This is a genomic window from Microbacterium oxydans, assembly GCF_900095745.1.
GTDB classification, from domain to species: Bacteria; Actinomycetota; Actinomycetes; order Actinomycetales; family Microbacteriaceae; genus Microbacterium; species Microbacterium oxydans_B.
In genome coordinates this window covers 107,436-131,755 of record NZ_FMIR01000009.1, presented here as the reverse complement: position 1 = coordinate 131,755, position 24,320 = coordinate 107,436, and the positions used below count along the sequence as shown (strand labels likewise).

The window sequence follows — 24,320 nt, the reverse complement described above, 5'->3', positions numbered from 1 at the left end:
GCCTACTCGCGGCCTCCTCCCCTCTCGAACCCACCGCCTCGGACTCAGACCTCCGAGTCGGCCTTGATGGGCACCGCGATCGACTCCGTCAGCGCCTGCTCGTACCGACGCTGCCGTCGACGCAGCCACAGCCCGCCGACGATCAGGAGCGCGAGCACCCCGTAGGCGATCGCCGCGAACGGCTGCATGACCAGCGTGCTCAGATCGCCCTGGCTCAGCTGCAGCGCCTTGCGCAGCTGCTCCTCGGCCATCGGCCCCAGGATCATCCCGACCACCAGCGGCGCCACGGGGTAGCCGTATCGCCGCATGAAGTAGCCGAGGATGCCGACGATCAACAGGATCACGATGTCGGTCGGCGAGCTGTGCAGCGCATACGCCCCGAAGACCGCGAACAGCAGGATGCCCGCGTACAGGTACGGCCGCGGGATCTGCAGCAGCTTCACCCACATGCCCACGAGCGGCAGGTTGAGCACGATCAGGATGACGTTGCCGATGTACAGGCTCGCGATGAGCGCCCACACCAGATTCGACTGGCTCTCGAACAGCAGCGGCCCCGGCTGGATGCCGTACGACTGGAACGCCGTGAGGATGATCGCCGCGGTGGCCGTCGTCGGCAGGCCCAGCGTGAGCAGCGGCACCAGCACACCGGCGGCGGCCGCGTTGTTCGCCGACTCGGGACCTGCGACGCCCTCGATCGCACCGCGTCCGAACTCGTCGCGGTGCTTCGACAGCTTGCGCTCGGTCGCGTACGACAGGAACGTGGCGACATCCGCGCCGCCGGCCGGGATGGTGCCGATCGGGAAGCCGATCGCGGTCCCCCGAAGCCACGGCTTCCACGAACGGCGCCAGTCGGCCTTCGTCATCCACGACCGCCATCCGCGGGTCACGGGGATCACATCGACGCCACCGTGCCGCAACCGCGCGGCGATGTAGAACGTCTCCCCGACCGCGAACAGGCCGACCGCGACCAGGACGATGTCCACGCCGTCGGACAGCGCCGGGAGCCCGAGCGTGTACCGCTGCTGCCCGGAGAGCCAGTCGGTTCCCACGAGTCCGAGGAACAGGCCGACGCCGAGCGAGAGCATGCCGCGCGAGATCGAGCTGCCGATCAGCGCGCCGACCGTGATGAACGCGATCACGATGAGCGCGACGTAGTCGGCGGGCCCGAGGTTCACCGCGAACTGCGCGAGCAGCGGCGCCAGCAACGTCAGCCCGAGCGTCGCCAGTGTTCCCGCGATGAACGATCCGATGGCCGCGGTGGCGAGCGCCGCTGCGCCGCGCCCCATCCTGGCCATCTTGTTGCCCTCGATCGCCGTGACGATCGACGCCGACTCCCCTGGGGTGTTGAGGAGGATGCTCGTCGTCGAGCCGCCGTACATGCCGCCGTAGTAGATGCCGGCGAAGGTGATGAGCGCCGCGGCGGGATCGAGCGTGTAGGTGAGGGGAAGCAGCAGCGCCACCGTCATCGCGGGGCCGATGCCCGGGAGCACTCCGACCGCGGTGCCGACGAAGACGCCGAGGAAGGCGAACGCGAGGTACTGCGGCTGCAGCGCGGTCGCGAATCCCTCCAGGAGCAGGGTCCAGCTGTCCATCAGAACATCCTTCCGAGCCAGCCGAGAGCAGGACCCCACGGCAGCGACAGACCGAGCAGACCGCCGAAGACGATCTGGATCACGAGTGCTACGACGATGCCGATGAGGAACGCCATCCACCACCGTTTGGCGGCGAGCGACCATGCGACTCCGCCGAACAGCAGGGCGGCCGCGGGCGCCCATCCCAGCGGCTCGATCAGGAGCAGGTGCGCGACGACGAGTCCCGCCAGTTTGGCGAGGGTGACCCAGTCGGTCGGGAGGCTCTGATCGACGTCTTCCGCGTCCTCCGCCCCGCCGCGTTCCCCCCGCAGCACGCCGATCAGGACGGCGACCGCGGAGGCGAGCAGGATCACCGAGACGAAGATCGGGAAGACCGTCGGCCCGGCCTTCATGCCGACCGGGACATGGATCAGGAAGATGCCGACCACAGCGAAGACGCCGAGGGCGACCATTATGCCGGCGAACACGAGCTCGCCGATGGGGACGGAGGGAGCACGGCGTGCGAGCCGGCCGTCATAGCCGTCTCGCACGCCCCGCTCCTCGGTCCCCGACGATGCGGGGACCGTCATGTCACTGCACCAGACCGATGTTCTTCAGCGTCGCGGTGACCTCTTCGATGTCCCCGGTGAGGAACTCATCGAACTCCGCGCCGACCAGGAATGCATCCGTCCAGCCCTTGGTCTCCAGCTGCTCGGTCCAGGCCTCCGAGTCGTGCAGCTCGGTGATCACGCGCACCAGCTCGTCTTTCTCGCCGTCGGAGATGCCCCCGGGCGCGATCACCCCGCGCCAGTTGGTGAGCACCACGTCGTAGCCCTCTTCGGTGATGGTCGGCACGTCCGGGAGCTGGGAAACCGGCTCCTCGCTCGAGACCGCCAGCGCACGAAGGTCGCCGCTCTCGATGTGCTGCGCGAACTCGCCGACGCCGGAGATGCCCGCCGCGACCTTGCCGCCGATGAGCAGCGGGACCGCCTCGCCGCCGCCGGAGTTCGGGGTGTAGTTCAGCTTCTCCGCGATCTCCGCGCCGTCGAGGCCCGCCTCCTCGAGCATCAGCCCGGCGAGGATGTGATCGGCCCCTCCCGCCGAGCCTCCCGTGATCGTGACCGACTGCCCGTTGTCGACCACGTCTTCCACCAGATCCTCGAGGGTGTCGTACTTCGAATCCGCCGGGACGACCACGACGAGCGGCTCGTCCGTGAGGCGGGCGATCGGCGTGGTGTCTTCGATCCGCACCGCCGAGGCGTTCGTCTCGACGGCGCCGACCATCACGAGCCCCATCACCATGAGGGTGTTCGGGTCCTTCTCGTTGGCGAGCTGGGCCAGGCCGACCGTTCCGCCGGCGCCGCCGACGTTGGTCACGGGAGCCGAGCTGACGATGTCTTCCTCGGTGAGCACCTGCGACACGGCACGGCCGGTCTGGTCCCAGCCTCCGCCGGGGTCTGCGGGGACGACGATCGAGACGTCGGTGACGGCGGCGGCCTCGGCCTCACCGCCGCCGTCGTTCGCTGCGCTGCCTCCGGCGCACGAGGTCAGTGTGAATGCCGCCACCGCCGCGAGTGCGGTCAGGGTGGCGATGCGTGCGTTCTTCATATGCGCTCCTCCTTGAGCGTTCGTGCTGCTGTGGGGTCAACAGTGGAAGCTCGCGTGCCGCCGCTCAAGCTTCGGAAACCATTGGTCGGAGTTTCGGAACTATTGGTCGGAGACGGTGTCCTCCCCCGCTCGCGGGGTCCTCGCGCAGGCGCGACAATGATCAGGTGGCCTCGAAGATGACGCTCCGCGTGCAGCTGCTCCTGCTCCAGGCGCTGATCGTGTTCCTGGTGACCCTCGCGACCGGGATCGTGGCCGGAGCGTTCCAGGAGCAGGCTCTTCGCGAGGCCTACAAGGACCGGATGCAGGCAGTGGCCCAGTCTGTGGCGGCGCTGCCGACCGTCCTCGATGCATTCGACGATCCAGAACCGTCGACCACCATCCAGCCGATCGCCGAGGTCATCCGCGAGGCGTCCGATCTCGCGTATGTCGTCGTGGCCGACGAAGACGGCATCCGCTACTCGCACCCGAATCCGGACCGCATCGGGGAGAAGGTCTCCACCGACCCCTCGATCCCTCTTTCGGGTGAGGTCTACGTGGGCACGCAGACCGGCACGCTCGGCACGTCCTGGCGGGTCAAGGTCCCGATCCGCGACGACGATGGCACCGTCATCGGCACCGCGTCGGTCGGGATCCTCGAGTCGGAGCTCAATGAGGAGTTCACCGCGAACCTCGCCTGGCTGATCTCGGCGATGCTCGCCGCCGCCGTGTTCGGGGTGTTCGGCTCGGCGTGGGTGACCTCGATCATCCGTCGTCGGATCTACGGGCTCGAGCCCCATCAGATCGCCGCGCTCGTGAAGAACCAGGAGACCACGCTGCACGGCCTCAGCGAAGGCGTGGTCACGGTCGACGGAACAGGACGGATCACGCTGGTCAACGACGCCGCTGCCCGCTTCCTCGGCCGGGATGCCGCAGACCTCGACGGGGCGCCGGCCGCGGAGGTGCTGGGCGAGGAGTTGACGACCGTGCTCCGCGAGGGCGAGGCGGCCGGGCGGCCCGTGATCGTCGGCTCGCATGTGCTCGTCGCCCGGAGCACCGGCAGCGACGCCGACGGCGGCGGCGGCATCGGGGCGACTCTGCTGCTGCGGGATCACACCGAGCTGCACGACGTCGTCCGCCGCGTCGAGGCCGCCGACGCGATCATCGCCTTCCGTCAGCGGTTCGGCGTTCCGAAGGGGCTCAGTGCGGAGACGCTCGATCGCGTGGTCGCGGCACTCGCGGCACGCCCGGATGCCTCGGCGACCGAGATCGGCGAGGACCTCGACATCTCCCGGGTCAGCGCGCGACGCTACCTCGAGCACCTCGCGAGCGCCGGTCGAGCGATCCGCACGCTCGACTACACGACGAAGGGTCGACCGAGCACGCGGTACCGGCTGAACGGCGCCGTCTGACCTCTCCCGAACCCTGGGACCCGGTGCCGTTGTGTGCGACACTGGATCGCATTCGACGACGACGTCGACACCCCCGGATCGAAGGAGATCTCATGGTTCGCAGCGCCTATCCCGATGTGGAGATCCCCGAGGTCTCCATCCACGAGTTCCTCTTCGGCGGGCTCGACGAGACCGAGCTCGACTCGATCGCACTGATCGACGGGGGGAGCGGAGCGACCACCAGCTACCGGCAGCTCGTCGGGCAGATCGACCTCTTCGCGGGAGCCCTCGCCGCCCGCGGGGTGGGTGTGGGGACCACCGTCGGCGTGCTGTGCCCGAACATCCCCGCGTTCGCGACGGTGTTCCACGGCATCCTCCGCGCGGGGGCGACCGCGACGACCATCAACTCCCTCTACACCGCAGATGAGATCGCGAATCAGCTCACCGATGCGGGGGCGACGTGGCTCGTGACCGTCTCACCGCTGCTCCCCGGGGCTCTGGCGGCTGCGGAGAAGCTCGGCTTCGCGGCCGATCACGTGATCGTCCTCGACGGAGTGGAGGGCCATCCGTCGCTGCCGGCGCTGCTGGGTGAGGGGCATCCCGCACCCGAGGTGTCGTTCGATCCCACGACGCACCTGGCCGTCCTGCCCTACTCCTCCGGCACGACCGGACGACCGAAGGGCGTGATGCTCACGCATCGGAACCTCGTGGCCAACGTGTCGCAGTGCCGACCCGTTCTCGGCGTCGGCGCGAGCGACCGCCTCCTCGCGGTGCTTCCCTTCTTCCACATCTACGGGATGACCGTGCTGCTGAACTTCGCGCTCCGCCAGCGCGCGGGACTCGTCACGATGCCGAAGTTCGATCTGCCCGAGTTCCTCCGCATCATCGCCGAGCATCGGACGACCTGGGTGTTCGTCGCGCCCCCGATCGCGGTCGCACTGGCGAAGCATCCGATCGTCGACCAGTACGACCTCTCGGCGGTGAAGGTCATCTTCTCCGGAGCCGCTCCCCTCGACGGTGCGCTGGCGTCTGCGGTGGCGAGCCGGCTCGACTGCATCGTCACCCAGGGGTACGGCATGACCGAGACCAGCCCGGCCGTGAACCTCACCTCCGAGACCCGCGACGACATCGACCGCTCGGCCATCGGCCCGCTCGTGCCGAACACCGAGGCACGACTGGTCGACCCGGAATCGGGCGAAGACGTGGCCGTGCCCGCCGAGGGTGCCAGCGAGCCGGGCGAGCTGTGGGTGCGCGGGCCGCAGGTCATGGTCGGGTATCTCAACCGTCCGGATGCCACAGCCGAGATGCTCGACGCCGACGGCTGGCTGCACACCGGCGATGTCGCAACCGTCACCCACGACGGCATCTATCGCATCGTCGACCGGCTCAAGGAGCTCATCAAGTACAAGGGGTACCAGGTCGCCCCCGCCGTACTGGAGGCGGTGCTGCTCGAACACCCTGCCATCGCCGACGCCGCCGTTATCGGCGCCCTCGACGACGACGGCCAGGAGGTGCCGAAGGCGTTCGTGGTGCGGCAGCCGGACGCCGACCTCGACGCGGATGCCGTCATGGCGCACGTCGCCGCCCATGTCGCCCCGCACGAGAAGGTGCGACAGGTCGAGTTCATCGACGTGATCCCGAAGTCGAGCTCCGGGAAGATCCTCCGCAAGGATCTGCGGATCCGCTGACGCCGGTCGGCGCCCACCCGGGCGCCGACCTCGGTCAGTCCGCGTCGAAGAGGTCGGCGTACGCCTGCAGGGACACCGGCTTGACGGGCAGCTGGGCGGCGAAGCGACCGGCGTCGGAGACCGCCCCGCCGCGCGCGGCGGCGACCGCACCGGCCACAGTCGTCTCGCAGTAGCGCCCCTGGCAGGGGCCCATACCCGTGCGGCAGCTCAGCTTGACCGCATCCACGGTGTCGGCATGCCGGTTCGCCTCGAGGAACCCGTCGACGTCGGACCGCGGAATCGCCTCGCATCGGCAGACCGTCGTCGCCGGCGTCGCGAGTGCCGTGAGGCCGGGGCGCTCGGGCGCGAACATCCGCTGCACGACCGCGGCGAACCGTCGGGAGCGGCGCAGGTCCCGTTCGATCGCCCGAGCGCGCACGGCGTCCACGGGCCTGCCGAGACCGGCGGCGATCGCTGCCGCCGCCGCGGCCCCCTCCGCCCGTGACTGCTCGGCCCCGGAGACACCGGTGGGCTCACCCGCGACGAAGACCCCGGGAACGCCCGTCTCGAAGGTGCCGTCGACATCCACGAGCCACCCGCCGGCGGCCGAGTCCCAACGCACCGGGCATCCGAGCTGACGCGCGAGCTCGGTGGAGGCCTGGAACCCGTATCCGAGGACGACGGTCCGCGCCGGAACCTCGCGCTCGGGGCCGCGCACGCGCCACGCCCGGTCGGCCTTCGCCAGTCGGATGCCGGTCACCCCGCCGTCGCCGATGATCGCGATGGGGACCGCCGACGTCGTGATCCGGACGCCGTGTCGCACGAGGGTGAGCACGCAGCCGGCGAGCTCGGCCAGCAGACGCATATGCCCTGGCACGGCCGGAGCGGCGAGGAACAGCTCGCGCAGGGAGGGCAGTCCGCGGGCGAAGACCACCTCGGCCACGTCGGCCCCCGAACGGACCAGCTGGGCGGCCACGATCAGCATCAGCGGATGCGAGCCTGCCAGCACGACCGGACCCGCTGCCCGCACATGCTGCGCCTTCAGGAGTCCCTGTGCCGCGCCGGCCATCAGCACGCCCGGCATCGTCCATCCGGGGATCGCCACCGGCATGTCGTAGGCGCCGGTGGCGACGAGCAGCCTTCGGGCGTGCGCGCGCCGCGAACCCTGAGGGCCCGTGACGAGCACCTCGAAGTCGTCGCGGCCGGTCGAGCGCGCGTCGAGCACACCGAACACCGTCGACTCGAACCACCAGTCGACGCCGGTGGCCCCGGCCGCATCCGCGAGCAGATCCGCCGCCCAGGGGTATCCGACCGGAGACCGCACCGGCTCGTCGAACTCGGTCGGCGGCTGACGGAAGATCTGTCCCCCCGCCGCGCGCTGCTCGTCGATCACGAGCGTCCGAAGGCCCTGTGCGTGCGCCTCGAGCGCTGCGGCCAGACCGGCCGGTCCTGCCCCGACGATCGCGAGGTCGTAGAGGTCGGCGCTCATGCGTCGGTCCGCACGTTCATGCCGTCGCGGACGGTGGTCAGGCAGGTGCGGGTCATCGGCACGCCGTCGACTGTGATCGCGCACTCGAAGCAGGTGCCCATGTTGCACAGCGGCGCGCGCTGCTCGCCGCCCCGCCGGGCGAAGCACCGCTCGCCCTCGGCCAGCATCGCCGCCGCCACGGTCTCCCCCGCCGCAGCGCGCACGGAGCGTCCGTCCACGACGAAGGACACGTCCAGCCGCCGCGGCACCGCGCGATCGGCGAGGGGCTGGTCTTTCATGCCATGACTCCGAATCTGTCCGGGGCGTAGGGCCGCAGGTCGATGTGAGGTGTGCGACCGGCAGCCAGGTCGCAGAGGGAACGGGCGAAGCTCGGCCCGAGCGTGAAGGCCGATCCCCCGGTGGCCACGAACATCCCCGGGCATCCGGGCACCTCTCCCACGAGGGGCAGCTGATCCGGGGTGATCGTCGTGGTCCCCGCCCAGGAACGCACGATGGGCAGTCGAGCTGTGCCCGGCACCACTCCGATCGCCGCGCGGGCATTGCCCACGATGGATTCCGGGAGCAGGCGAGGACGCGTCTCCAGATCCGGCGAGCCCGCGCTGCGGCTGAGTGCCGCGGGCCAGCCCCCGCCGATCAGCACCGTGCCGTTCTGCGTCTGCTTGAGCGAGAGCTTGGCGCCGGCGTGCTGGATCAGGTGTCCGATGAACGGTTCGACCGGCGCGCTCACGCTCATCATGAGGGCGAGCGGGATGGTCGGCAGGTCGGCCCCGGCGAGCGCGCCCAACTCGGTGGTCCACACCCCCGCTGCGATCATCACCGTGTCGGCGTGGATGCTCAGCGTCGAGTCCGGACCGGCGGCGGTCACCTTCCAGCCGTGCGCGTCGCGCTCGAGCCCGGTCACGCGGGTGTGTGTGCGGACTTCTGCGCCGAGCTTCACGGCACCCCGCACGAGCGCGGGCCCCGCGGTGCGAGTCTCGGCCTTGCCCTCGATCGGGCAGAAGGCGGCGGCGAGCACGGAATCCGACAGGTACGGCGCGATGCGCCGCGCCTCATCGCCGTCGAGGAGGGTGACATCCAGCCCCCACTCCTGTTCGAGACCGACCTTGCGCTCGAGCACCGCGACCTGCTCGGCCGTCTCGGCGAGCATGAAGCCGCCGCGCTGCACGACGCCGACCGATTCGCCCAGCTCATCTCCCAGCCGCGTCCAGGCCTCGGCGGCATCCAGATGCAGGGGCATGGCTGCGGCGGCGGTGCGCGCCGACTCCCACCCGTTCTCGACCATCCGATACTCGAGCTGGAAGTGCAGGCTGCCGGCGTTCTGGCCGGAGGCGTGCTGGTTCAACTGGTCTTTCTCCAGCAGCAGTACGGAGGCGCCCTCGCGTGCCAGCATCCAGGTCAGTGCCCCGCCGAGCAGGCCACCGCCGATGACGACCGCGTCGTACCGCATGGTCACGACAACGGCACGGTCGCGATGCCGAGCCCCTCCAGCGTGGTGCGGACACGCTCGACCTGCTCGGTCGAGAGTTCGAGCAGGGGGCGGCGGACGAAACCGGCCGGAACGCCCTGCAGGCGCAGAGCAGTCTTCATGATCGCCTGCTGGTTTCCGAACTGCGCACCGTAGTCCGGCCCGAACCAGCTGGTCATGACCACGCGATCGCGAGCGCCGAGTTCGATCGCCCGCGCCCGATCCCCCGCGGCGAGCGCATCCCAGAAGCCGGGGTGGTCGTTGCCGAGCGGGGCTCCGGAGCCCATGAGACCGTCACCGTGGCCGAGGGTTGCGAGGTCGGCTCCCAGCGCGTTGGTCGGAACACCGAAGTAGCGCACGCGATCCTCCACGAGATACATGGCGTCGAGGAATGCCCGGAAGTCGCCGGTCGAGTTCTTGATCGCCACGACGTTCTCGATGTCCGCCAGTTCGCTCAGGAGGTCCGGGCTCAGGTCGACGATGCAGCCGCGCGGCCAGTTGTACACGGTGACGGGGAGCGACGTGCCGTCGGAGACCTCCTGGTAGAACGCCAGGATCTCCTCGCGGGTCGGCACCATGTAGGGCGGGGGCGTCACGAGGATGCCGTCGAGCCCGGCCTCCTCCGCCGCGTGCGCATGCCGGATCGCCTCAGCCGCCGTGAACGCGTTGCATCCGCCGATCACGCGCATGTCCGCGCGGAATCGACCGCCGAGGGTGAAGAGCTCAGCGCGTTCGGCCTCGGTCATGCTGAACCACTCGCCGGAGGTGCCGGCGAGGATGACGCCGTGCATCCCCTGCGCGGCCAGCCACTGCATCTGTCCCTCGAACGCGACGGGATCCAGCTCCCCCTCGCGCGTGAACGGGGTGGTGATCGCGGGAATGTACCCGTGCCAGTCGACGGTGTTGCGGTCCATCTGTCTCTCCTTGCTCCGACTCGTCCGACTCACTCGACCGGCATGTCCTGGGCGTGGTGGTGCACGATGCGCCATCCGTCCGCGTCTCGGCGCACCACATCCGTGACGCGCACCACTTCGACCAGCGGCTCGCCCACCGCAGGGCGCACCTCGAGCACGTACCGGATCACCCCGGTGCCACCGAAGTCGCTCGTGACGATGCCGGTCGGCACGACGCTCGGCAGCGTCCGCCGGCGCTCGTCGGGGTCGGCAGCAGGACCCCGCAGCTCGTCGAGTTCGGCGATGCCGTGCATGAGCGTCGGCCAGGGGGTCTCCCACACCGTCACGTCATCGGCGAGGCGCGCGTCGAACGCGGCGCGGTCAGCGAGATCCTCGTACAGCGCGACGATGAAGCTCTCGAGCTCAGCGGTGGTGGTCATGCGTGTTCCTTCGTCAGATCCTGCAGCAGACGCTCGCGCAGCGGCGCGAGCCCCATCGGTCCGAGCGCGAGGGCCCGGGTGTGGAAGTCGAGTGTGGATGCGGTGCTCACCGTGCGCGCCTCGGCCCAGAGCTTCGCGCCGACCTTGAACGCCAGTGCCTGCCCCGGCCAGCCGAGGTAGCGGTCCACCTCGAACCGTGCGGTCACGGGATCGACGAGGCCGTAGTGCACCAGGAAGTCGCGGGCGATCGCCGGCGTCCATTCCGTCTGGTCGGTGACCTCGTTGCGCCGCAACGGCCGACCGGTGTGCAACCCGATGTCGGCGACGATGCGCACCGTGCGCCACAGCTGTCCGAGCAGCATCCCCAGCCGTTCCGGGGCATCGCGCAGCAGACCCAGCTCGTCCGACAGCGCCTCCGAGTAATGCGCCCAGCCCTCGGCATACCCGTGGATCTCGCACAGGTAGCGCTGCCAGGGGTGCAGGGACGCATTGGCCCGGTTCACCGCATGCTCGAGGTGGTGCCCGGGGACGCCCTCATGGTGGAGACTCGTGAGCTCCTGCCAGGTCGGCACCGACGTCGCGCCGGCGGGGATCGTCCAGACGATCTTGCTGCGCACCGAGCCGTCGGGCGCTCCGGGCGTGTAGTAGACGACGCCCTTCGCGGCCCGCGGAACGACGATGTCGACATCGCGCACGTCCGCGGGCAGCGCGAAGGCCGTGCCGTCGACCCGATCCAGGGTCCAGTCCAGGCGATCGCGCAGCCAGCCGACGACGTCGTCCGCATCGACGCGGTGCCCCGGGTCCTGCGCGAGCGTGCGTGCAGCGACCGAGACGTCTGCCGGCGCGCCGGTGCCGAGGATCTCTCCCGCGACACCGCGCGCCTGCCGCCACAGTCGATCGAGTTCGTGCCAGCCGTAGTCGTACACCTCGTCGAGGTCGAGTTCGGTGCCGAGGAAGCTCTGGGCGGTGGCGCGGTAGACGCCCTCGCCGACGGCATCCTGCTGCGGCGCGTGCGGAAGCAGTTCGTCGCGCAGCATCCGCTCGAAGCCCGCCATCGCGTCGGTCGCCGCGAGTGCCGCACGATCCAGGGCGATGCGGCGGGAGGCGGACAGATCTGTCGCGCGGAGGGAGCGGAAGTAGTCGACTCCGTCGGGGTCGATCCAGCCCGCGATCTGATTCGCGACTTCACGCACCTGCCGTTCCGCGGCGATGCCGGTGCCGATGAATTCGCCGCGCTCCCCCGCCGCGCGCGCCCACTTCAGGCGGTCGTCGAGCTGGGTCAGCGCCCGGGGCACCCCCGACAGGCGGGTGATGATCTCGTCTCCGGCGGCGTCATCCGTGACGGTGACGTCGTCGAATGCCTCGCGCACCAGATGAACCGGTGTCGCCAGCGGTGCGAGCAGCCGTGCGGTGAAGCCGGTGTCGAACAGGGCGATGTCGCTGTCCATGCGTTCCCGAAGAGCGGCGTGCAGCGCTGCATCCTCCGGCGTCGGCTCGACGGTTGCCAGGGCGTCGCGCGTGCGCACGGCGAGCGCGCGACGTTCGACCGCCCACTCGGCGCTGAGATCGGGCAGTCGATCCTGCGCGGTGACGCCCAGCGCCTGCGCAGCGGCCGGCTCGTGGTCGGCGAGTGTCGCGACGTACTCGTCGGCGATGCGCACGGTCGGGGTGCCCGAGGTCGGGGTGCCTGCGGTCGAGCTGCCCGAGGTCGGGGTGCCCGCGGTCGAGGTGCCCGAGGTCGGGGTGTTCACCGCCCGGCCCGGTCGTCCCGCAGCACGGCGCCGCCCTGCATGACCCAGTCGATTCCGCGCAGCGCGGCCACATCCGCTGTCGGGTCCGCGTCCGTGGCGATGAAGTCCGCGCGGGCACCGACTTCGACGACACCGAGATCGTCGACGCCGAGCAGTTCCGCCGCGGACGAGGTGGCCGAGCGCATGACGTCCAGCGAGGTCATGCCCGCGTCGACCATGAACTCCATCTCGCGCACCGTCGCCGTCGTGCCGTCGAAGTCCGCGGCGGGAGGCATGTCGGTGCCCATGGCGATGCGCACCCCGCTCGCGATCGCGTTCTCGAGGCTCTCCCAGTGACGCGGGCCCGCACCGAGCGCGCGCTCCTTCATCCAGGAGGGCACACCCTGCGCATCGAAGAACTCCTCGCAGCGGCTGACCGTGATGGTCGGCACGTACCAGACGCCGCGCTCGCTCATCAGGTCGGTGACCTCACGGGTCAGCTCGTAGCCGTGCTCGACGCAGTCCAGGCCGAGCTCGATGGCACGCCGCAGCGTCTCGGACGGTCCGACGTGCGCCGTGACCTTGCGGCCCCAGTCATGCGCGGTCTGGATGACGGCGGCCATCTCGTCGTCGGTCAGCTGCGGGGTGTCGATCTGCTCGTGCTCTCCCGCGATCCCGCCGGAGATGCAGACCTTGATCAGGTCGGCGCCGTGACGGATCTGCAGGCGCGTCAGTCGGCGCAGGTCGTCGGCGCCGTCGCCCTCCAGTGCGTCGGACTCCCACCCGTGCCCACCGGTGCAGCACAGCGCGTGTCCGGCGGTGTACAGCCGTGGGCCCGCGACGATCCCGGCGTCGATCCCGCGGCGCAGGGCGAAGTCGAGGTACCGGCTCTCGCCGACCAGCCGCGCGGTCGTGACACCCGCATGCAGGGTTCGTCGGGCGCTGTCGGCCATCACCAGCAGCAGGTCGGGGTCGCCCTTGGAGGCGATCTCCGCCCCGGCCGTCCCGGGAAGCGCGAGCCCCAGGTGCACGTGCATGTTGATCAGCCCGGGGCTGAGGACCCGCCCTGCCAGGTCGATCACGCGTGCGTCGCCGGCATCGAGGGTGCCGGTCGCGCCGAGCCCCGCGATCACTCCGTCGGCGTCGACGAGGATGTCGAGCCCGTCCCGCAGGTGCTCGGAGCGCCCGTCGAAGATGCAGGCTCCGGTGAGGAGGACGCGGCGGTCCTCGGCGATGGTGATCATGCTTCTCCTCCCGTGGCGGGGGCCGCGACGGCCTCCGCGAGGTCTTCTTCTCTGCCCGGCAGCCGCTTCGTCGGGCCGATCTCCGGGATGGCATCGATGAGGCGCTGCGTGTAGGGGTGCTGCGCGTGCTGCCACAGCTGTTCGCTGGGCCCGCGCTCGATGATCTCACCCGCGTACATCACCGCGGTCTCGTCGGCGATGGCCCGCACCAACGACAGGTCGTGCGAGATGAACAGCATCGCCATGCCGAGCTCGCGGACGAGGCCCTGCAGCAACTCGACGATCTGCGCCGACGAGAAGGCATCGAGGGCGGTGACCGGCTCATCGGCGACGACCACGCTGGGCTGGGCGGCGAGCGCACGGGCGATCGCGAGCCGTTGCCGTTGCCCACCGGAGAACTGGGTGGGGTAGCGAGAGGCGGCCGACTCGTCGAGCCCGACCAGTCGCAGCAGTCGCGAGACCTCGGCGGCACGGGCGGATCGCTCCAGCGCATCGGGGGCACCGTCCAGCAGCTGCGCTCCGATCGAGCGACGGGGACTCAGCGAGGCGTACGGGTTCTGGAACACCATCTGCAGCCCGCGGTCGCGACTCGGGCGGCGGCGCATCGTGAGCGGATGCAGCGGCTCTCCGTCGAAGCGCACCGTGCCCGAGGTCGGACGGTCGATGCCGACGGCGACCCGGGCCAGCGACGACTTGCCGCATCCCGACTCCCCCACGAGTCCGACGATCTGGCCGCGCTCGACGGTCAGCGAGACGCCCTTCACCGCGTGCACGGGCGGGGCTCCGCGCCGGCGGTGCGTGACGACGACGTCGTCGATCTCCAACGCGCTCATCGTGCGCCTCCTCGGTGGGTGCGCTGCGCGGCCAGTGACTGCGCCCTGGATGCGATCAGCGCGCGGGTGTAGTCGTGCGACGGCGTGTTGAGGATCTCGGTGGTCGGACCGTGCTCGACGACGGTGCCGTCCTTGAAGATGTAGGTCCGGTCGGCGATCGCGCTCATCACCCCGAGGTCGTGCGTGATGAACAGCATCGACACCCCCGTCTCGCGCGCCAGACGGTCGAACAGGCGGAGGATGCCGGCCTGCACCGTGACGTCGAGCGCGGTGGTGGGCTCGTCGGCGATCAGCAGGCGTGGCTCGCACGCGAGCGCGATCGCGATGGCCGCACGCTGGCGCATGCCTCCGGAGAACTGGTGCGGATACGCCGTGATCGCCTGGTGCGGGTCGCGGATGCGCACGAGATCGAGCAGCTCGATCGCTCGCGCCTGCGCCTGCTTCTGGCTCACCCCGGTGTGGTGGATGAGGTGCTCGGTGATCTGCGTGCCGATCCGCAGCAGCGGGTGCAGTGCCGCGGTCGGATCCTGGAACACGATGGAGATGCGATTGCCGCGCACCTCGTTGAGCTCCCGGGTGCTGAGGGTCAGCAGGTCCCGCCCCTCGAACAGGACCCGGCCGGAGGCGGTCGCGCCCTCGGGAAGGATGCCCATGACCGCTGAGGCCGTCATGCTCTTTCCCGAGCCGCTCTCGCCGGCGAGGCCGACGACCTCACCCTGTCCGATCCGGATGCTCGTGTCGTGCACGAGTTCGATCTCGCCCTCCGGCGTCGGCATGACGACGGAGAGGTCCTCGATCGAGAGCAGCGTCGCGTCGCTCATCGCTTCCTCGCATTCCGTGAGCGGGGATCCAGGTAGTCCTGGACGGCGTCTCCCAGCAGGTTGAAGGCCATCACGATCGTGAGGATCGCGAGGCCGGGGAACAGGCTGATCCACCAGTTCCCGAGGTTCTGCGACCCGAGGGCGATCATCGCGCCCCATTCCGCAGCCGGGGGCCGGGGGCCGAGGCCCAGGAACGACAGCGCGGCGAGCATGAGGATGGCGTTGCCGAGCTCGATCGTCGCCATCACGAGCGCCGGGCCGGCGCTGTTGGGGATCACGTCCTTGACGATGGACTTCAGGGTCGTCGACCCGAGCAGCCGTCCCGAGAAGACGTACTCCTGCTCGCGCACACTGAGCACCGAGCTGCGGATGATGCGCGCGTACAGCGGCCAGGAGACGATCACGAGGGCGAGCACGGCGTTTCCGACGCTCGGTCCGAAGGCCGCGGCCACCGCCATGGCGAGGATGATCTGCGGGAACGCCAGCACGAGGTCGGCCACGCGCATCAGCACGTTGTCCGCCGCCTTGCCGAAGTACCCGGCCGCGAGGCCGACGGTCCCGCCGACCAGGAGCGAGAACACGACGATCGCGAGGGCGAGCGGCAGCGAGAGCTGGGCGCCGTAGATGACACGGCTCAGCACGTCGCGACCGAGGTCGTCCGTCCCCATCCAGTGCGCGGCCGACGGCGCGTCCAGGAACGGTCCGCTCGTCTCGAGCGGGTCATACGGCGCGATGACCGGGGCGAGGAGCGCCGCGAGGATCCATGCCGCGATCACGCCGAAGGAGATCACCGTCACGGGCGTCCAGAACGAGGTGCGCGGGGTGAACCGGCGGCTGCGACGGAATCCGCGACGACGCGGCTCCTTCGCGACGGCGAGCCGGTCGGAGGACAGGATGGTCATTTCGCTCCGATCCGGGGGTCCACGATCGTGTAGAGCACGTCGACCAGGAGGTTGATCAGGGTGTAGACGACGGCGATGAACAGCGTCACGCCGAGGATCGCCTGCAGATCGAGCGACAGCGCGCTCTTGTAGGCGTACTGCCCGAGCCCCGGCCACGAGAGCACCTGCTCGACCAGCACGGCGCCACCGAGCAGGGACGCGAACATCAGCCCGGTCACGGTGAGCACGGGAAGCAGACCTGCTTTGAAGACGTGCCGCCAGGTGATAGTCCGCGCCGGCAGGCCCTTCGCGGTGGCGGCGCGGATGTACTCGGCATCCAGCACCTCGATCATGGCGGAGCGCACGAAGCGCAGCAGGCCCGAGACGGTGAGCGCGGTGAGGATGCCGACGGGGAGGATGAGGTGCCAGACGGCGTCGGCGAACACGTCCCACTGCCCGGCGAACACGGCGTCCAGCGAGTACATGCCGGTGACGGTGGGCGGCGGGTCGTACTCGTTGCTCAGTCGCCCGCCGTTGGGGACGAGTCCGAGCGCGTAGAAGAAGACGTACAGAGCGACCAGGGCGAGCCAGAACGGCGGGGTCGAGAGCCCGACGAGGGACACGCCGCGGATGCCGCCGTCGATGGCCGAGCCCTTGCGGGTGGCGGCGATCATGCCGAGTGCCACGGCGATGATGATCGCGAGGATCATGGCGGGGAGCGCCACCTCGAGCGTCGCGGGGATGTACTGCGCGAGGTCCTGGGTGATCGGGCGGTGGGTCTGCTGCGAGATACCGAGATCACCCTGGAAGAGGTTCGCGATGTAGCGGCCGTACTGCACCCAGATGGGCTGGTCCAACCCCCACTTCTGCTCGAACGCGGCGCGCAGCTCGGGGTCGTCGTAGGCCTGCTGCGACAGGTTCGCGGCGGCCGGGTCCCCGGGGACGATGGTCATGAGCGCGAACGTCACGAGGGTGACCCCCCAGAGGAGGATGATCGCGCTGATCAGCCGGCGGCCGATCATCTGCAGGAGGGCTGGCATTGCTCGTTCGCCTTCGGTGAGGTGGTGAGAACCGGAGGTCGGCCGCCCGACAGGAGGGACAGGCGGCCGACCGCGGCGGACTACTTCGCGGAGATGGCCGCGAGGTCGACCGTCCAGCCTGCCGGCGTGTATGACGCACCGACCAGGTTCGAGGTGGCGACGACGATGCCGGCGTTGTTCGCGAGAACCACGAAGGGCGAAGTCTCGTTCATGACCTTCTGCCAGGCGATCATGGCCTCGGCACGCCCTTCCGGCGTCACCTCGGCGTTCACGGCGTCGCTGGCTTCGACGGCTCGCGGGTCGGCGCGCTCCACGGTCCATCCCGCACGCGTCGAGGTCGACGCACCGGGCGCCATGTTGTTCACGAGCGAGTCCGCAGCCGGGTAGTTCAGGCTGTTCGGCGAGAAGTTGATCTCGTTCTTGCCCTCGGACTGCGACTGCAGGAAGACGTTGATCGGCTCGGGCTGCAGCTCGATCTCGATGCCGGCCTTCTTCGCGTCCTGCTGCACCTTCGTGACGATGGTGCCGAGGTCGACGCCGCGGTACGTGATCGCCGGGTAGACGAGGTTCACCTTCGGCGAGGAGATGCCCGCCTCCTCGAGAAGCGCCTTCGCCTTCTCGATGTCCTGCGGCTGTACCTCGGACTCGTCGAGCGCGCCACCGAATGCGGGCGGGACGAGACCAGCCGCGGCCGTCGCACCCTCACCGAAGATCTCGGCGATGCCCGCGCCGTCGACGCTGGCACGCAGCGCCGCGAGGAACGCCGGGTTGGAGGTGATCTCCGAGACGGCGGGGTCCTGGTTCACGCTGAGGAAGTACGATGTGTCGGCAACCCCGGAGACCTGGAGGTCGTCGGAGAGCTCGGCGGCCTGCGGGCCCGAGAGGTCGAGGGCGATCTCATCGGCCTTGGCGCGGGAGATCGTGAGCTTCTGGTTCTGCACGTCGACGTTCTGCACGACCACGCGCGAGTACGCCGGGGCGTCGCCCCAGTAGTCCTCGTTCACCTCGAGCACGACCTTCGAGCTCGAGTCGTAGCTCTTGATCTTGTACGGACCCGAACCGAGGCTGGCCTCGTCGAGCTGCGTGCCGACCGTGTCCGCGGAGGCTGCATCGGCCGCGTCGGTCGCTCCGAGCTTCTCCGCCTCCTCGGCGTTCAGGATGCTCGCTGCCGGCATCGCGAGGACGACCGGGACGTTCGGGTTCGGGGTCGGGCTGGTCACGACGACGGTGTCGTCGCCGTCCGCCGCGAAGGTCAGTCCCTCGACGGTCTGGGAAGAGGATCCCTTGAGGTTCTGCAGGCGGGTGAGGCTGAACACGACATCGTCCGCGGTCACCGCGGAGCCGTCGGCGAACGTCGCGTCCGGGTTCAACGTGAAGGTCCAGGTCGTGCCGTCGTCGGACTGCACCCACTCACTGGCGAGTTCGGGCACGACGGTGGTGACGTCGGAGCCTTCGTACGTCACGAGGGTGTCGTACAGCGCGTGCACGATGATGTTGCCGGTCTGCTCGTAGACGAGTCCCGGGTCGAGGGTCTTCAGCACGAACGAGGTGTCGACCGTGAGGGTCTCACCGCCGCCCGAGGCTGCGTTGTTCGATGAAGCTGAACAACCGGCGAGCAGGAGTGCGGCCACGGCGAGAGATGAGGCCAGGGCGAAGGGTTTCGCGAAGGATGAAGTCATCGTCGATCTTCCTGTGATCATGAGGCAGGACGCAGTAGAGTTCTGGGAAGTTGATCCGGTTGCTCGCGCGTTCGGGGAACGGATTTCAATCTGATCGAGATTTTCAATCCGATTAAAAGATACAATCACATTGAAATCGAACATGCAACAGTCATCCGTTCGATCGAAAGGATCGATGAATCTCGTGCTCGGCGAACGCCTCAAGTCCCTCAGGGCCGCGAAGGGTCTCACCCTGCGGCAGCTCTCCGACCTGTCCGGTCTCTCGGTCAGCATGCTCAGCCAGATCGAGAGCGGCTCAGCCGATCCGAGTCTCGGCTCGCTGCGGAAGCTCGCCCAGGTGTTCGAAGCCTCGATCGCCACGCTGTTCAGTGATCCCGATGCGCCGAACGTCTCCGTCAGTCGCCCGGGAGCCCGGCATCGGCTCAGCGGGTCCGACGCCGGCTTCGTCTACGAGCGCCTCACCCCGGGGCGCGGCGACCTCGAGGTCCTCACCGCCGACATCCCTCCGGGAGCCGCGAGCTCCACGCACCCCTGGGGGCACCCGTCGACCGAGTGCGTCTTCGTGATCAGCGGCGAACTCACCGTCGAGATCGCCGGGCAGACGTATGTGATCGTGGGCAGCGAGTCGATCACCTTCGATTCCCGCCAGCCGCACCGCTACTTCAACGACAGCGACGCGATGACCTCGATCGTCGTCTCGGTCACTCCCCCGTCCCCCTGACATGCCCCGGTGCGACCACGGCATCCGGGAAACGAAGAAGCCCGCCACCCCGAAACGGGGCGGCGGGCTTCTTCGTGAGCGAAGTGCTTACTCGGACTTCTTCTCGACAGCGTCCTCGGCGGCAGCCTCGGCTGCTTCGCCCTCGGCCTGCGACTCGGCGCCGGCGTCGGCAGCGTCCTCGGCGGGAGCCTCCTCAGCAGGAGCCTCCTCGACGACCTCGGCGGGCTTCTCCGCCTTCTCGGCCTTGGGCGCAGCAGCAGCCTTCTTGGTCGACTTCGCCTTCGGGGTGACGGGCTCGAGAACGAGCTCGATCACGGCCATCGGAGCGTTGTCGCCCTTGCGGTTGCCGACCTTCGTGATGCGGGTGTAGCCACCCTCGCGCTCGGCGACGAGCGGTGCGATCTCGGAGAACAGGATGTGCACGACTTCCTTGTCACCGATGACCGACAGCACGCGACGACGCGCGTGCAGGTCGCCACGCTTGGCGAAGGTGATCAGACGCTCGGCGAGCGGACGAAGGCGCTTGGCCTTGGTCTCGGTCGTCTTGATCGACTTGTGGGTGTAGAGCGCCGCCGCGAGGTTGGCAAGCATGAGACGCTCGTGTGCGGGGCCGCCTCCGAGGCGGGGACCCTTAGTGGGCTTGGGCATAATCGTCTAACTCCTGGTCAGAAAGGTCGGGTTTCAGAAGGACTCGTCTTCGCTGCCGCCGTAGAAGTGGGCGCCGTCGAAACCGGGCACCGAATCCTTGAGCGACAGACCGAGCGAGATGAGCTTGTCGCGCACCTCGTCGACCGACTTCTGGCCGAAATTGCGGATGTTCATGAGCTGCGTCTCCGACAGGGCGACGAGCTCCGAAACAGTGTTGATGCCCTCACGCTTCAGGCAGTTGTACGAGCGGACCGACAGGTCGAGGTCTTCGATCGGCATCGACAGCTCGCTGGAGTTCACAGCCTCCACCGGCGCCGGGCCGATCTCGATGCCCTCGGCCTCGACGTTCAGCTCGCGGGCGAGACCGAACAGCTCGGTGAGCGTCTTGGCAGCCGAAGCGACGGCGTCGCGGGGGCTGATCGCCGACTTGGTCTCGACGTCGAGGACGAGCTTGTCGAAGTCGGTGCGCTCTCCGGCACGAGTCGCCTCGACGCGGTAGCTGACCTTGAGGACCGGCGAGTAGATCGAGTCGATCGGGATCTGACCGGCCTCGGCGTACTCGTTACGGTTCTGCGTCGCCGAGACGTAGCCACGGCCACGCTCGATGGTGAGCTCGAGCTCGAACTTCGCGGTCTCGTTCAGCGTCGCGATGACGAGCTCGGGGTTCTGCACCTCGACACCGGCCGGAGCCGAGATGTCGGCGGCGGTGACCTCGCCCGAACCGGTCTTGCGCAGGTACGCCGTGATGGGCTCGTCGCGCTCCGAGGAGACGACCAGCTGCTTGATGTTGAGGATGATCTCGGTGACATCCTCCTTCACGCCGGGGATGGTGCTGAACTCGTGCAGCACGCCGTCGATGCGAACGCTGGTGACAGCAGCACCGGGGATCGACGACAGCAGGCTGCGGCGCAGCGCGTTGCCGATCGTGTAACCGAAGCCGGGCTCCAGAGGCTCGATGATGAACCGGCTACGGTTCTCGACGATCTTTTCCTCGGTCAGTGTGGGACGCTGTGCAATAAGCACTCTGTGTTCCTTTCGATCACATGCCCGCTATATGACATGTGGTGGGGTGAGGTTTTGAGTTGTGGAAGTCGATGCCCGTACGCGGGCGTCGAGCCGCTCGGACCACGAATGGGCCGAGCGGCTCGAGGCGCGTATCAGACGCGGCGGCGCTTCGGCGGACGGCAGCCGTTGTGCGCCTGGGGCGTGACGTCCTGAATCGAACCCACCTCGAGGCCTGCGGCCTGCAGCGAGCGGATCGCGGTCTCGCGGCCGGAGCCCGGACCCTTCACGAGGACGTCGACCTTCTTGACGCCGTGCTCCGCGGCCTGGCGGGCAGCGGACTCGGCAGCAAGACCTGCGGCGTACGGGGTCGACTTGCGGGAGCCCTTGAAGCCCACGCCACCCGACGATGCCCACGCGATGACAGCGCCGGACGGGTCGGTGATCGAGACGATCGTGTTGTTGAACGTCGACTTGATGTGGGCCTGGCCCAGCGCGATGTTCTTCTTTTCCTTGCGGCGCGGCTTGCGCGCGGCGGCCTTGGGTGCAGCCATGAAAGTGTTCTCCTAGTCCCTGGGGCCGCGCTTAGCGGGCCTTCTTCTTGCCTGCGACGGTGCGCTTCGGGCCCTTGCGGGTACGGGCGTTGGTCTTGGTGCGCTGACCACGGACCGGGAGACCACGACGGTGGCGGATGCCCTCGTAGGAGCCGATCTCGACCTTGCGGCGGATGTCTGCTGCAACCTCGCGGCGCAGGTCACCCTCCACCTTGTAGTTGCCTTCGATGTGGTCGCGGAGGAGGATCAGCTGGTCGTCGCTGAGGTCCTTCACGCGGATGCTCTCGTCGATATCCGTCGCCTTGAGGATCTCGACCGAGCGGGTACGGCCGACGCCGTAGATGTAGGTAAGGGCGATCACCACGCGCTTGTCGCGCGGGATGTCAACGCCGGCAAGACGTGCCATGCGGTTCTCCTGGGTGTTGTGGAGGTGTGGAACAGGATCGGTGCCCGGGCCTCCGCCCCGAGGTGTCCCCCGCTCGCGCGGGTTCTGATCCTGCCGTTGTGTGTTCAGTTATGAGATGTGCGTGAGCGATGCCGCGCAGCTCGGGCCCGTCGATCGGATCGGCGGTCCCGCCGGGGACTCAGCCCTGGCGCTGCTTGTGACGCGGGTTGCTCTTGCAGATCACCATGACGCGGCCGTGACGGCGGATCACCTTGCAGTGATCGCAGATGGGCTTGACGCTGGGGTTGACCTTCATGATTTTTCCTGTTCGCTGTCTTCGTACCGCCCCGAACCGGGGCAGGCCGTTACTTCTCGACCGATCAGCGGTAGCGGTAGACGATACGGCCGCGGGTCAGGTCGTAGGGGCTGAGCTCCACGACCACACGGTCCTCGGGGATGATACGGATGTAGTTCTGCCGCATCTTGCCGGAGATCGTTGCAAGGACCTTGTGTCCGTTGCTGAGCTCAACGCGGAACATCGCGTTGGGCAGAGCCTCGGAGATCACGCCCTCGATCTCGATGACACCGTCTTTCTTAGCCATAGCCTCGCTGACGCTTCTGCAGATCGGTCGATCTGCGGTGGGTGATTGGATTGTGGTGCTGCGCCGACGGACACGCCGAATCAAGGCACAAAGCACCAAAGATCTATGTTAGACGCTCCGGCGGCATCCGGCAACTTGACCGCCCATGGGCGGGGAGCTGTCGGATCAACCGAGCAGCTTCTCCATCTCGGTGATCTCGCCGGCCTGCAGGTCGAGGCGCTTGCCGTTGACCTCGATGGTCGGCGTTCCTGCGATCTCGTGCGCCTGGGTCTGGTCCCCGACGAAGTCCATGTACGTGCCATCTGCGATGCAGTCGGCCGCGGCTCCCCCGCCGGCCTGCTCAGCGAGTGCCGCGAGCTCGTCGTCGGTGAGGCCGGCGCTGTTCTCCTCCGGCTGGTTCGCGAAGAGCAGGTTGAAGTAGTCCAGGGCCGCTTCCGGCGCCTTTTCGGCCACGCAGTAGACCGCTGCGGCCGCACGCGTCGAGAACTTGGTGTTCTGCGAGTAGCGGTCGAGGATCGAGATCGGGTGCAGGTTCAGCGTGATCTTGCCATCGGCGGCCGCGGCCTGCAGCTGCTCGCCGTACTGCTTCTCGAAGTCGCCGCAGATCGGGCACATGAAGTCGACGAACGTGTCGACCTCGTCCTTGCCATCTCCGAAGGAGATCGCGCCGGTCTCCTCGTTGATGATGTCGCTCTTGGGCGCCGCACCGGGAGCGGTGGCCTGGTTGTTGAGGAACACCACGAGTCCACCGATCGCCACCAGCACCACGACCACGGCGATGGAGACGCCGATCGCGAACCAGTTGGTGTTGCTCTTCGCCGCTGCCATTACTTTCCGATCTCTCGAGGCTCGACTCCGAATGGAGCGAGTCCGGCTCTTCCGCCATCGGGCGCAGTCAGCACCCAGATACCCCCATCATGCAGGGCGACGCTATGTTCCCAATGGGAGCCGTCTGTGCCGTCGACCGTCGTGACGGTCCAGTCATCGTCCTCGATGAACGTCGAATCCCCGCCCGCCGTGACCATCGGCTCGATCGCGAGAACGAGGCCGGGCTTGACCTCTTCGCCGCGGTCGGGCGTGCGGTAGTTGAAGACGCTGGGAGCCTCGTGCATCTTGCGGCCGATGCCGTGCCCGACGTACTCGCGGAGGATGCCGTACGACTCCCCCGACACCGCTGAGGGCCCCTGCGCCTCGATGTAGTCCTGGATGGCCGCGCCGATCTCATCGATCGATGAGACGGATGCCATCGCGGCGATCCCCGCCCACAGGGATCCCTCGGTCACGCGGGAGAGCTCTTCGCGCTGCGCGACCAGTTCGGGCCGCTCCGGGTCGGGGACGACGACCGTGATCGCGCTATCGCCGTTCCAGCCCTTGAACTGCGCGCCGCAGTCGACCGAGACGATGTCGCCCGGCTGCAACACCCGCTCGCCGGGGATCCCGTGCACGACCTGCTCGTTCACCGAGATGCAGGTCGTGTGGTGGTAGCCGCGCACCAGCTGGAAGTTCGACTCCGCGCCGCGGGCGAGGATCGTACTGTTCGCCACCGCGTCCAGCTCGAGCGTCGTGACGCCGGCCTTGATCAACGGGCGGACGGCCTCCAGCGCTGCGGCCGTGATGAGACCCGGCTCGACCATGGCTCGCAGCTGAGCCGGGGTCTTGTAGATCGACCGGCGGAACATC

26 protein-coding genes are annotated in these 24,320 nt (G+C 68.7%); 3 read left to right on the top strand and 23 right to left on the bottom strand.

Going from position 1 to position 24,320, the window contains the following annotated elements:
• Window positions 1-44: 44 nt before the first annotated feature.
• Genes BQ2383_RS03610 through BQ2383_RS03600 form a run of 3 tightly spaced genes read right to left on the bottom strand, consistent with a single transcriptional unit; the run spans window position 45 to window position 3,179 of the window.
• On the bottom strand, window positions 45-1,592 hold the full coding sequence (locus BQ2383_RS03610; RefSeq protein WP_091029616.1) for a tripartite tricarboxylate transporter permease: 1,548 nt from the start codon (window positions 1,590-1,592) through the stop codon (window positions 45-47).
• Window positions 1,592-2,161 (bottom strand): tripartite tricarboxylate transporter TctB family protein, encoded by a 570-nt coding sequence (locus BQ2383_RS03605; RefSeq protein WP_244175875.1) that lies wholly within the window; start codon window positions 2,159-2,161, stop codon window positions 1,592-1,594. Before BQ2383_RS03605 ends, BQ2383_RS03610 begins: the two co-directional genes overlap by 1 nt.
• Before the next feature lies 1 nt (window position 2,162).
• The gene (locus BQ2383_RS03600) at window positions 2,163-3,179 is read right to left on the bottom strand and encodes a Bug family tripartite tricarboxylate transporter substrate binding protein (RefSeq protein ID WP_091029613.1); all 1,017 of its coding nucleotides are present in this window, start codon (window positions 3,177-3,179) and stop codon (window positions 2,163-2,165) included.
• A 164-nt stretch (window positions 3,180-3,343) separates the two neighbouring features.
• On the opposite strand from BQ2383_RS03600, the gene BQ2383_RS03595 reads away from it, so the two are divergent.
• Window positions 3,344-4,567, top strand: a complete 1,224-nt coding sequence (locus BQ2383_RS03595) for a PAS domain-containing protein (protein WP_091029609.1) — start codon at window positions 3,344-3,346, stop codon at window positions 4,565-4,567.
• A 92-nt stretch (window positions 4,568-4,659) separates the two neighbouring features.
• Window positions 4,660-6,234, top strand: a complete 1,575-nt coding sequence (locus BQ2383_RS03590; protein ID WP_091029607.1) for an AMP-binding protein — start codon at window positions 4,660-4,662, stop codon at window positions 6,232-6,234.
• A gap of 34 nt (window positions 6,235-6,268) precedes the next feature.
• Here the strand turns inward: BQ2383_RS03590 and BQ2383_RS03585 are convergent, their stop codons facing one another.
• The 12 genes from BQ2383_RS03585 to BQ2383_RS03530 form a co-directional block, all read right to left on the bottom strand.
• On the bottom strand, window positions 6,269-7,702 hold the full coding sequence (locus BQ2383_RS03585; RefSeq protein ID WP_091029604.1) for an FAD-dependent oxidoreductase: 1,434 nt from the start codon (window positions 7,700-7,702) through the stop codon (window positions 6,269-6,271).
• Window positions 7,699-7,980 (bottom strand): 2Fe-2S iron-sulfur cluster-binding protein, encoded by a 282-nt coding sequence (locus BQ2383_RS03580; RefSeq protein ID WP_091029600.1) that lies wholly within the window; start codon window positions 7,978-7,980, stop codon window positions 7,699-7,701. The genes BQ2383_RS03585 and BQ2383_RS03580 overlap by 4 nt, the downstream gene beginning before the upstream one ends.
• A complete protein-coding gene (locus tag BQ2383_RS03575; protein WP_167381527.1) occupies window positions 7,977-9,149 on the bottom strand; it encodes an NAD(P)/FAD-dependent oxidoreductase in 1,173 nt (390 codons plus the stop codon). Before BQ2383_RS03575 ends, BQ2383_RS03580 begins: the two co-directional genes overlap by 4 nt.
• A gap of 2 nt (window positions 9,150-9,151) precedes the next feature.
• Window positions 9,152-10,081, bottom strand: coding sequence for a dihydrodipicolinate synthase family protein (locus tag BQ2383_RS03570; protein ID WP_091029593.1), 930 nt, complete (start codon window positions 10,079-10,081; stop codon window positions 9,152-9,154).
• Between the two features lie 29 nt (window positions 10,082-10,110).
• Window positions 10,111-10,500 carry a nuclear transport factor 2 family protein gene (locus BQ2383_RS03565; RefSeq protein WP_091029590.1) on the bottom strand — a complete coding sequence of 130 codons (390 nt, stop codon included), beginning with the start codon at window positions 10,498-10,500 and terminating at the stop codon, window positions 10,111-10,113.
• On the bottom strand, window positions 10,497-12,251 hold the full coding sequence (locus BQ2383_RS03560) for a DUF885 domain-containing protein (RefSeq protein ID WP_167381525.1): 1,755 nt from the start codon (window positions 12,249-12,251) through the stop codon (window positions 10,497-10,499). Before BQ2383_RS03560 ends, BQ2383_RS03565 begins: the two co-directional genes overlap by 4 nt.
• Window positions 12,248-13,474, bottom strand: a complete 1,227-nt coding sequence (locus BQ2383_RS03555; RefSeq protein WP_091029584.1) for an amidohydrolase family protein — start codon at window positions 13,472-13,474, stop codon at window positions 12,248-12,250. Before BQ2383_RS03555 ends, BQ2383_RS03560 begins: the two co-directional genes overlap by 4 nt.
• A complete protein-coding gene (locus BQ2383_RS03550; protein WP_091029581.1) occupies window positions 13,471-14,307 on the bottom strand; it encodes an ABC transporter ATP-binding protein in 837 nt (278 codons plus the stop codon). The genes BQ2383_RS03555 and BQ2383_RS03550 overlap by 4 nt, the downstream gene beginning before the upstream one ends.
• Entirely contained in the window at window positions 14,304-15,128 is an 825-nt protein-coding gene (locus BQ2383_RS03545; RefSeq protein ID WP_205829023.1) for an ABC transporter ATP-binding protein, read from the bottom strand. Before BQ2383_RS03545 ends, BQ2383_RS03550 begins: the two co-directional genes overlap by 4 nt.
• Entirely contained in the window at window positions 15,125-16,030 is a 906-nt protein-coding gene (locus BQ2383_RS03540; protein WP_091029577.1) for an ABC transporter permease, read from the bottom strand. The genes BQ2383_RS03545 and BQ2383_RS03540 overlap by 4 nt, the downstream gene beginning before the upstream one ends.
• A complete protein-coding gene (locus BQ2383_RS03535; protein ID WP_091029574.1) occupies window positions 16,027-17,049 on the bottom strand; it encodes an ABC transporter permease in 1,023 nt (340 codons plus the stop codon). Before BQ2383_RS03535 ends, BQ2383_RS03540 begins: the two co-directional genes overlap by 4 nt.
• An 80-nt stretch (window positions 17,050-17,129) precedes the next feature.
• Entirely contained in the window at window positions 17,130-18,728 is a 1,599-nt protein-coding gene (locus BQ2383_RS03530) for an ABC transporter substrate-binding protein (protein WP_091029570.1), read from the bottom strand.
• Between the two features lie 175 nt (window positions 18,729-18,903).
• Here BQ2383_RS03530 and BQ2383_RS03525 point away from each other — a divergent pair, with 175 nt between their 5' ends.
• Window positions 18,904-19,449 (top strand): helix-turn-helix domain-containing protein, encoded by a 546-nt coding sequence (locus BQ2383_RS03525; RefSeq protein ID WP_208617611.1) that lies wholly within the window; start codon window positions 18,904-18,906, stop codon window positions 19,447-19,449.
• Between the two features lie 87 nt (window positions 19,450-19,536).
• On the opposite strand, the gene rplQ is transcribed toward BQ2383_RS03525, so the two are convergent.
• The 8 genes from rplQ to map form a co-directional block, all read right to left on the bottom strand.
• The gene (gene rplQ, locus BQ2383_RS03520) at window positions 19,537-20,097 is read right to left on the bottom strand and encodes a 50S ribosomal protein L17 (protein WP_091029567.1); all 561 of its coding nucleotides are present in this window, start codon (window positions 20,095-20,097) and stop codon (window positions 19,537-19,539) included.
• Window positions 20,098-20,130: 33 nt separating this feature from the next.
• The gene (locus BQ2383_RS03515; protein ID WP_029260932.1) at window positions 20,131-21,120 is read right to left on the bottom strand and encodes a DNA-directed RNA polymerase subunit alpha; all 990 of its coding nucleotides are present in this window, start codon (window positions 21,118-21,120) and stop codon (window positions 20,131-20,133) included.
• 134 nt (window positions 21,121-21,254) lie between these two features.
• The gene (rpsK, locus tag BQ2383_RS03510; RefSeq protein ID WP_091029563.1) at window positions 21,255-21,653 is read right to left on the bottom strand and encodes a 30S ribosomal protein S11; all 399 of its coding nucleotides are present in this window, start codon (window positions 21,651-21,653) and stop codon (window positions 21,255-21,257) included.
• 31 nt (window positions 21,654-21,684) lie between these two features.
• Entirely contained in the window at window positions 21,685-22,059 is a 375-nt protein-coding gene (gene rpsM, locus BQ2383_RS03505) for a 30S ribosomal protein S13 (RefSeq protein WP_091029560.1), read from the bottom strand.
• A gap of 178 nt (window positions 22,060-22,237) precedes the next feature.
• Window positions 22,238-22,354, bottom strand: a complete 117-nt coding sequence (rpmJ, locus tag BQ2383_RS03500) for a 50S ribosomal protein L36 (protein WP_005050492.1) — start codon at window positions 22,352-22,354, stop codon at window positions 22,238-22,240.
• 64 nt (window positions 22,355-22,418) lie between these two features.
• Window positions 22,419-22,640 (bottom strand): translation initiation factor IF-1, encoded by a 222-nt coding sequence (gene infA, locus BQ2383_RS03495; protein ID WP_017201569.1) that lies wholly within the window; start codon window positions 22,638-22,640, stop codon window positions 22,419-22,421.
• A gap of 165 nt (window positions 22,641-22,805) precedes the next feature.
• Entirely contained in the window at window positions 22,806-23,468 is a 663-nt protein-coding gene (locus BQ2383_RS03490) for a DsbA family protein (RefSeq protein WP_091029557.1), read from the bottom strand.
• Entirely contained in the window at window positions 23,468-24,319 is an 852-nt protein-coding gene (map, locus tag BQ2383_RS03485) for a type I methionyl aminopeptidase (RefSeq protein ID WP_091029553.1), read from the bottom strand. The genes BQ2383_RS03490 and map overlap by 1 nt, the downstream gene beginning before the upstream one ends.
• Between the last annotated feature and the right edge of the window lies 1 nt (window position 24,320).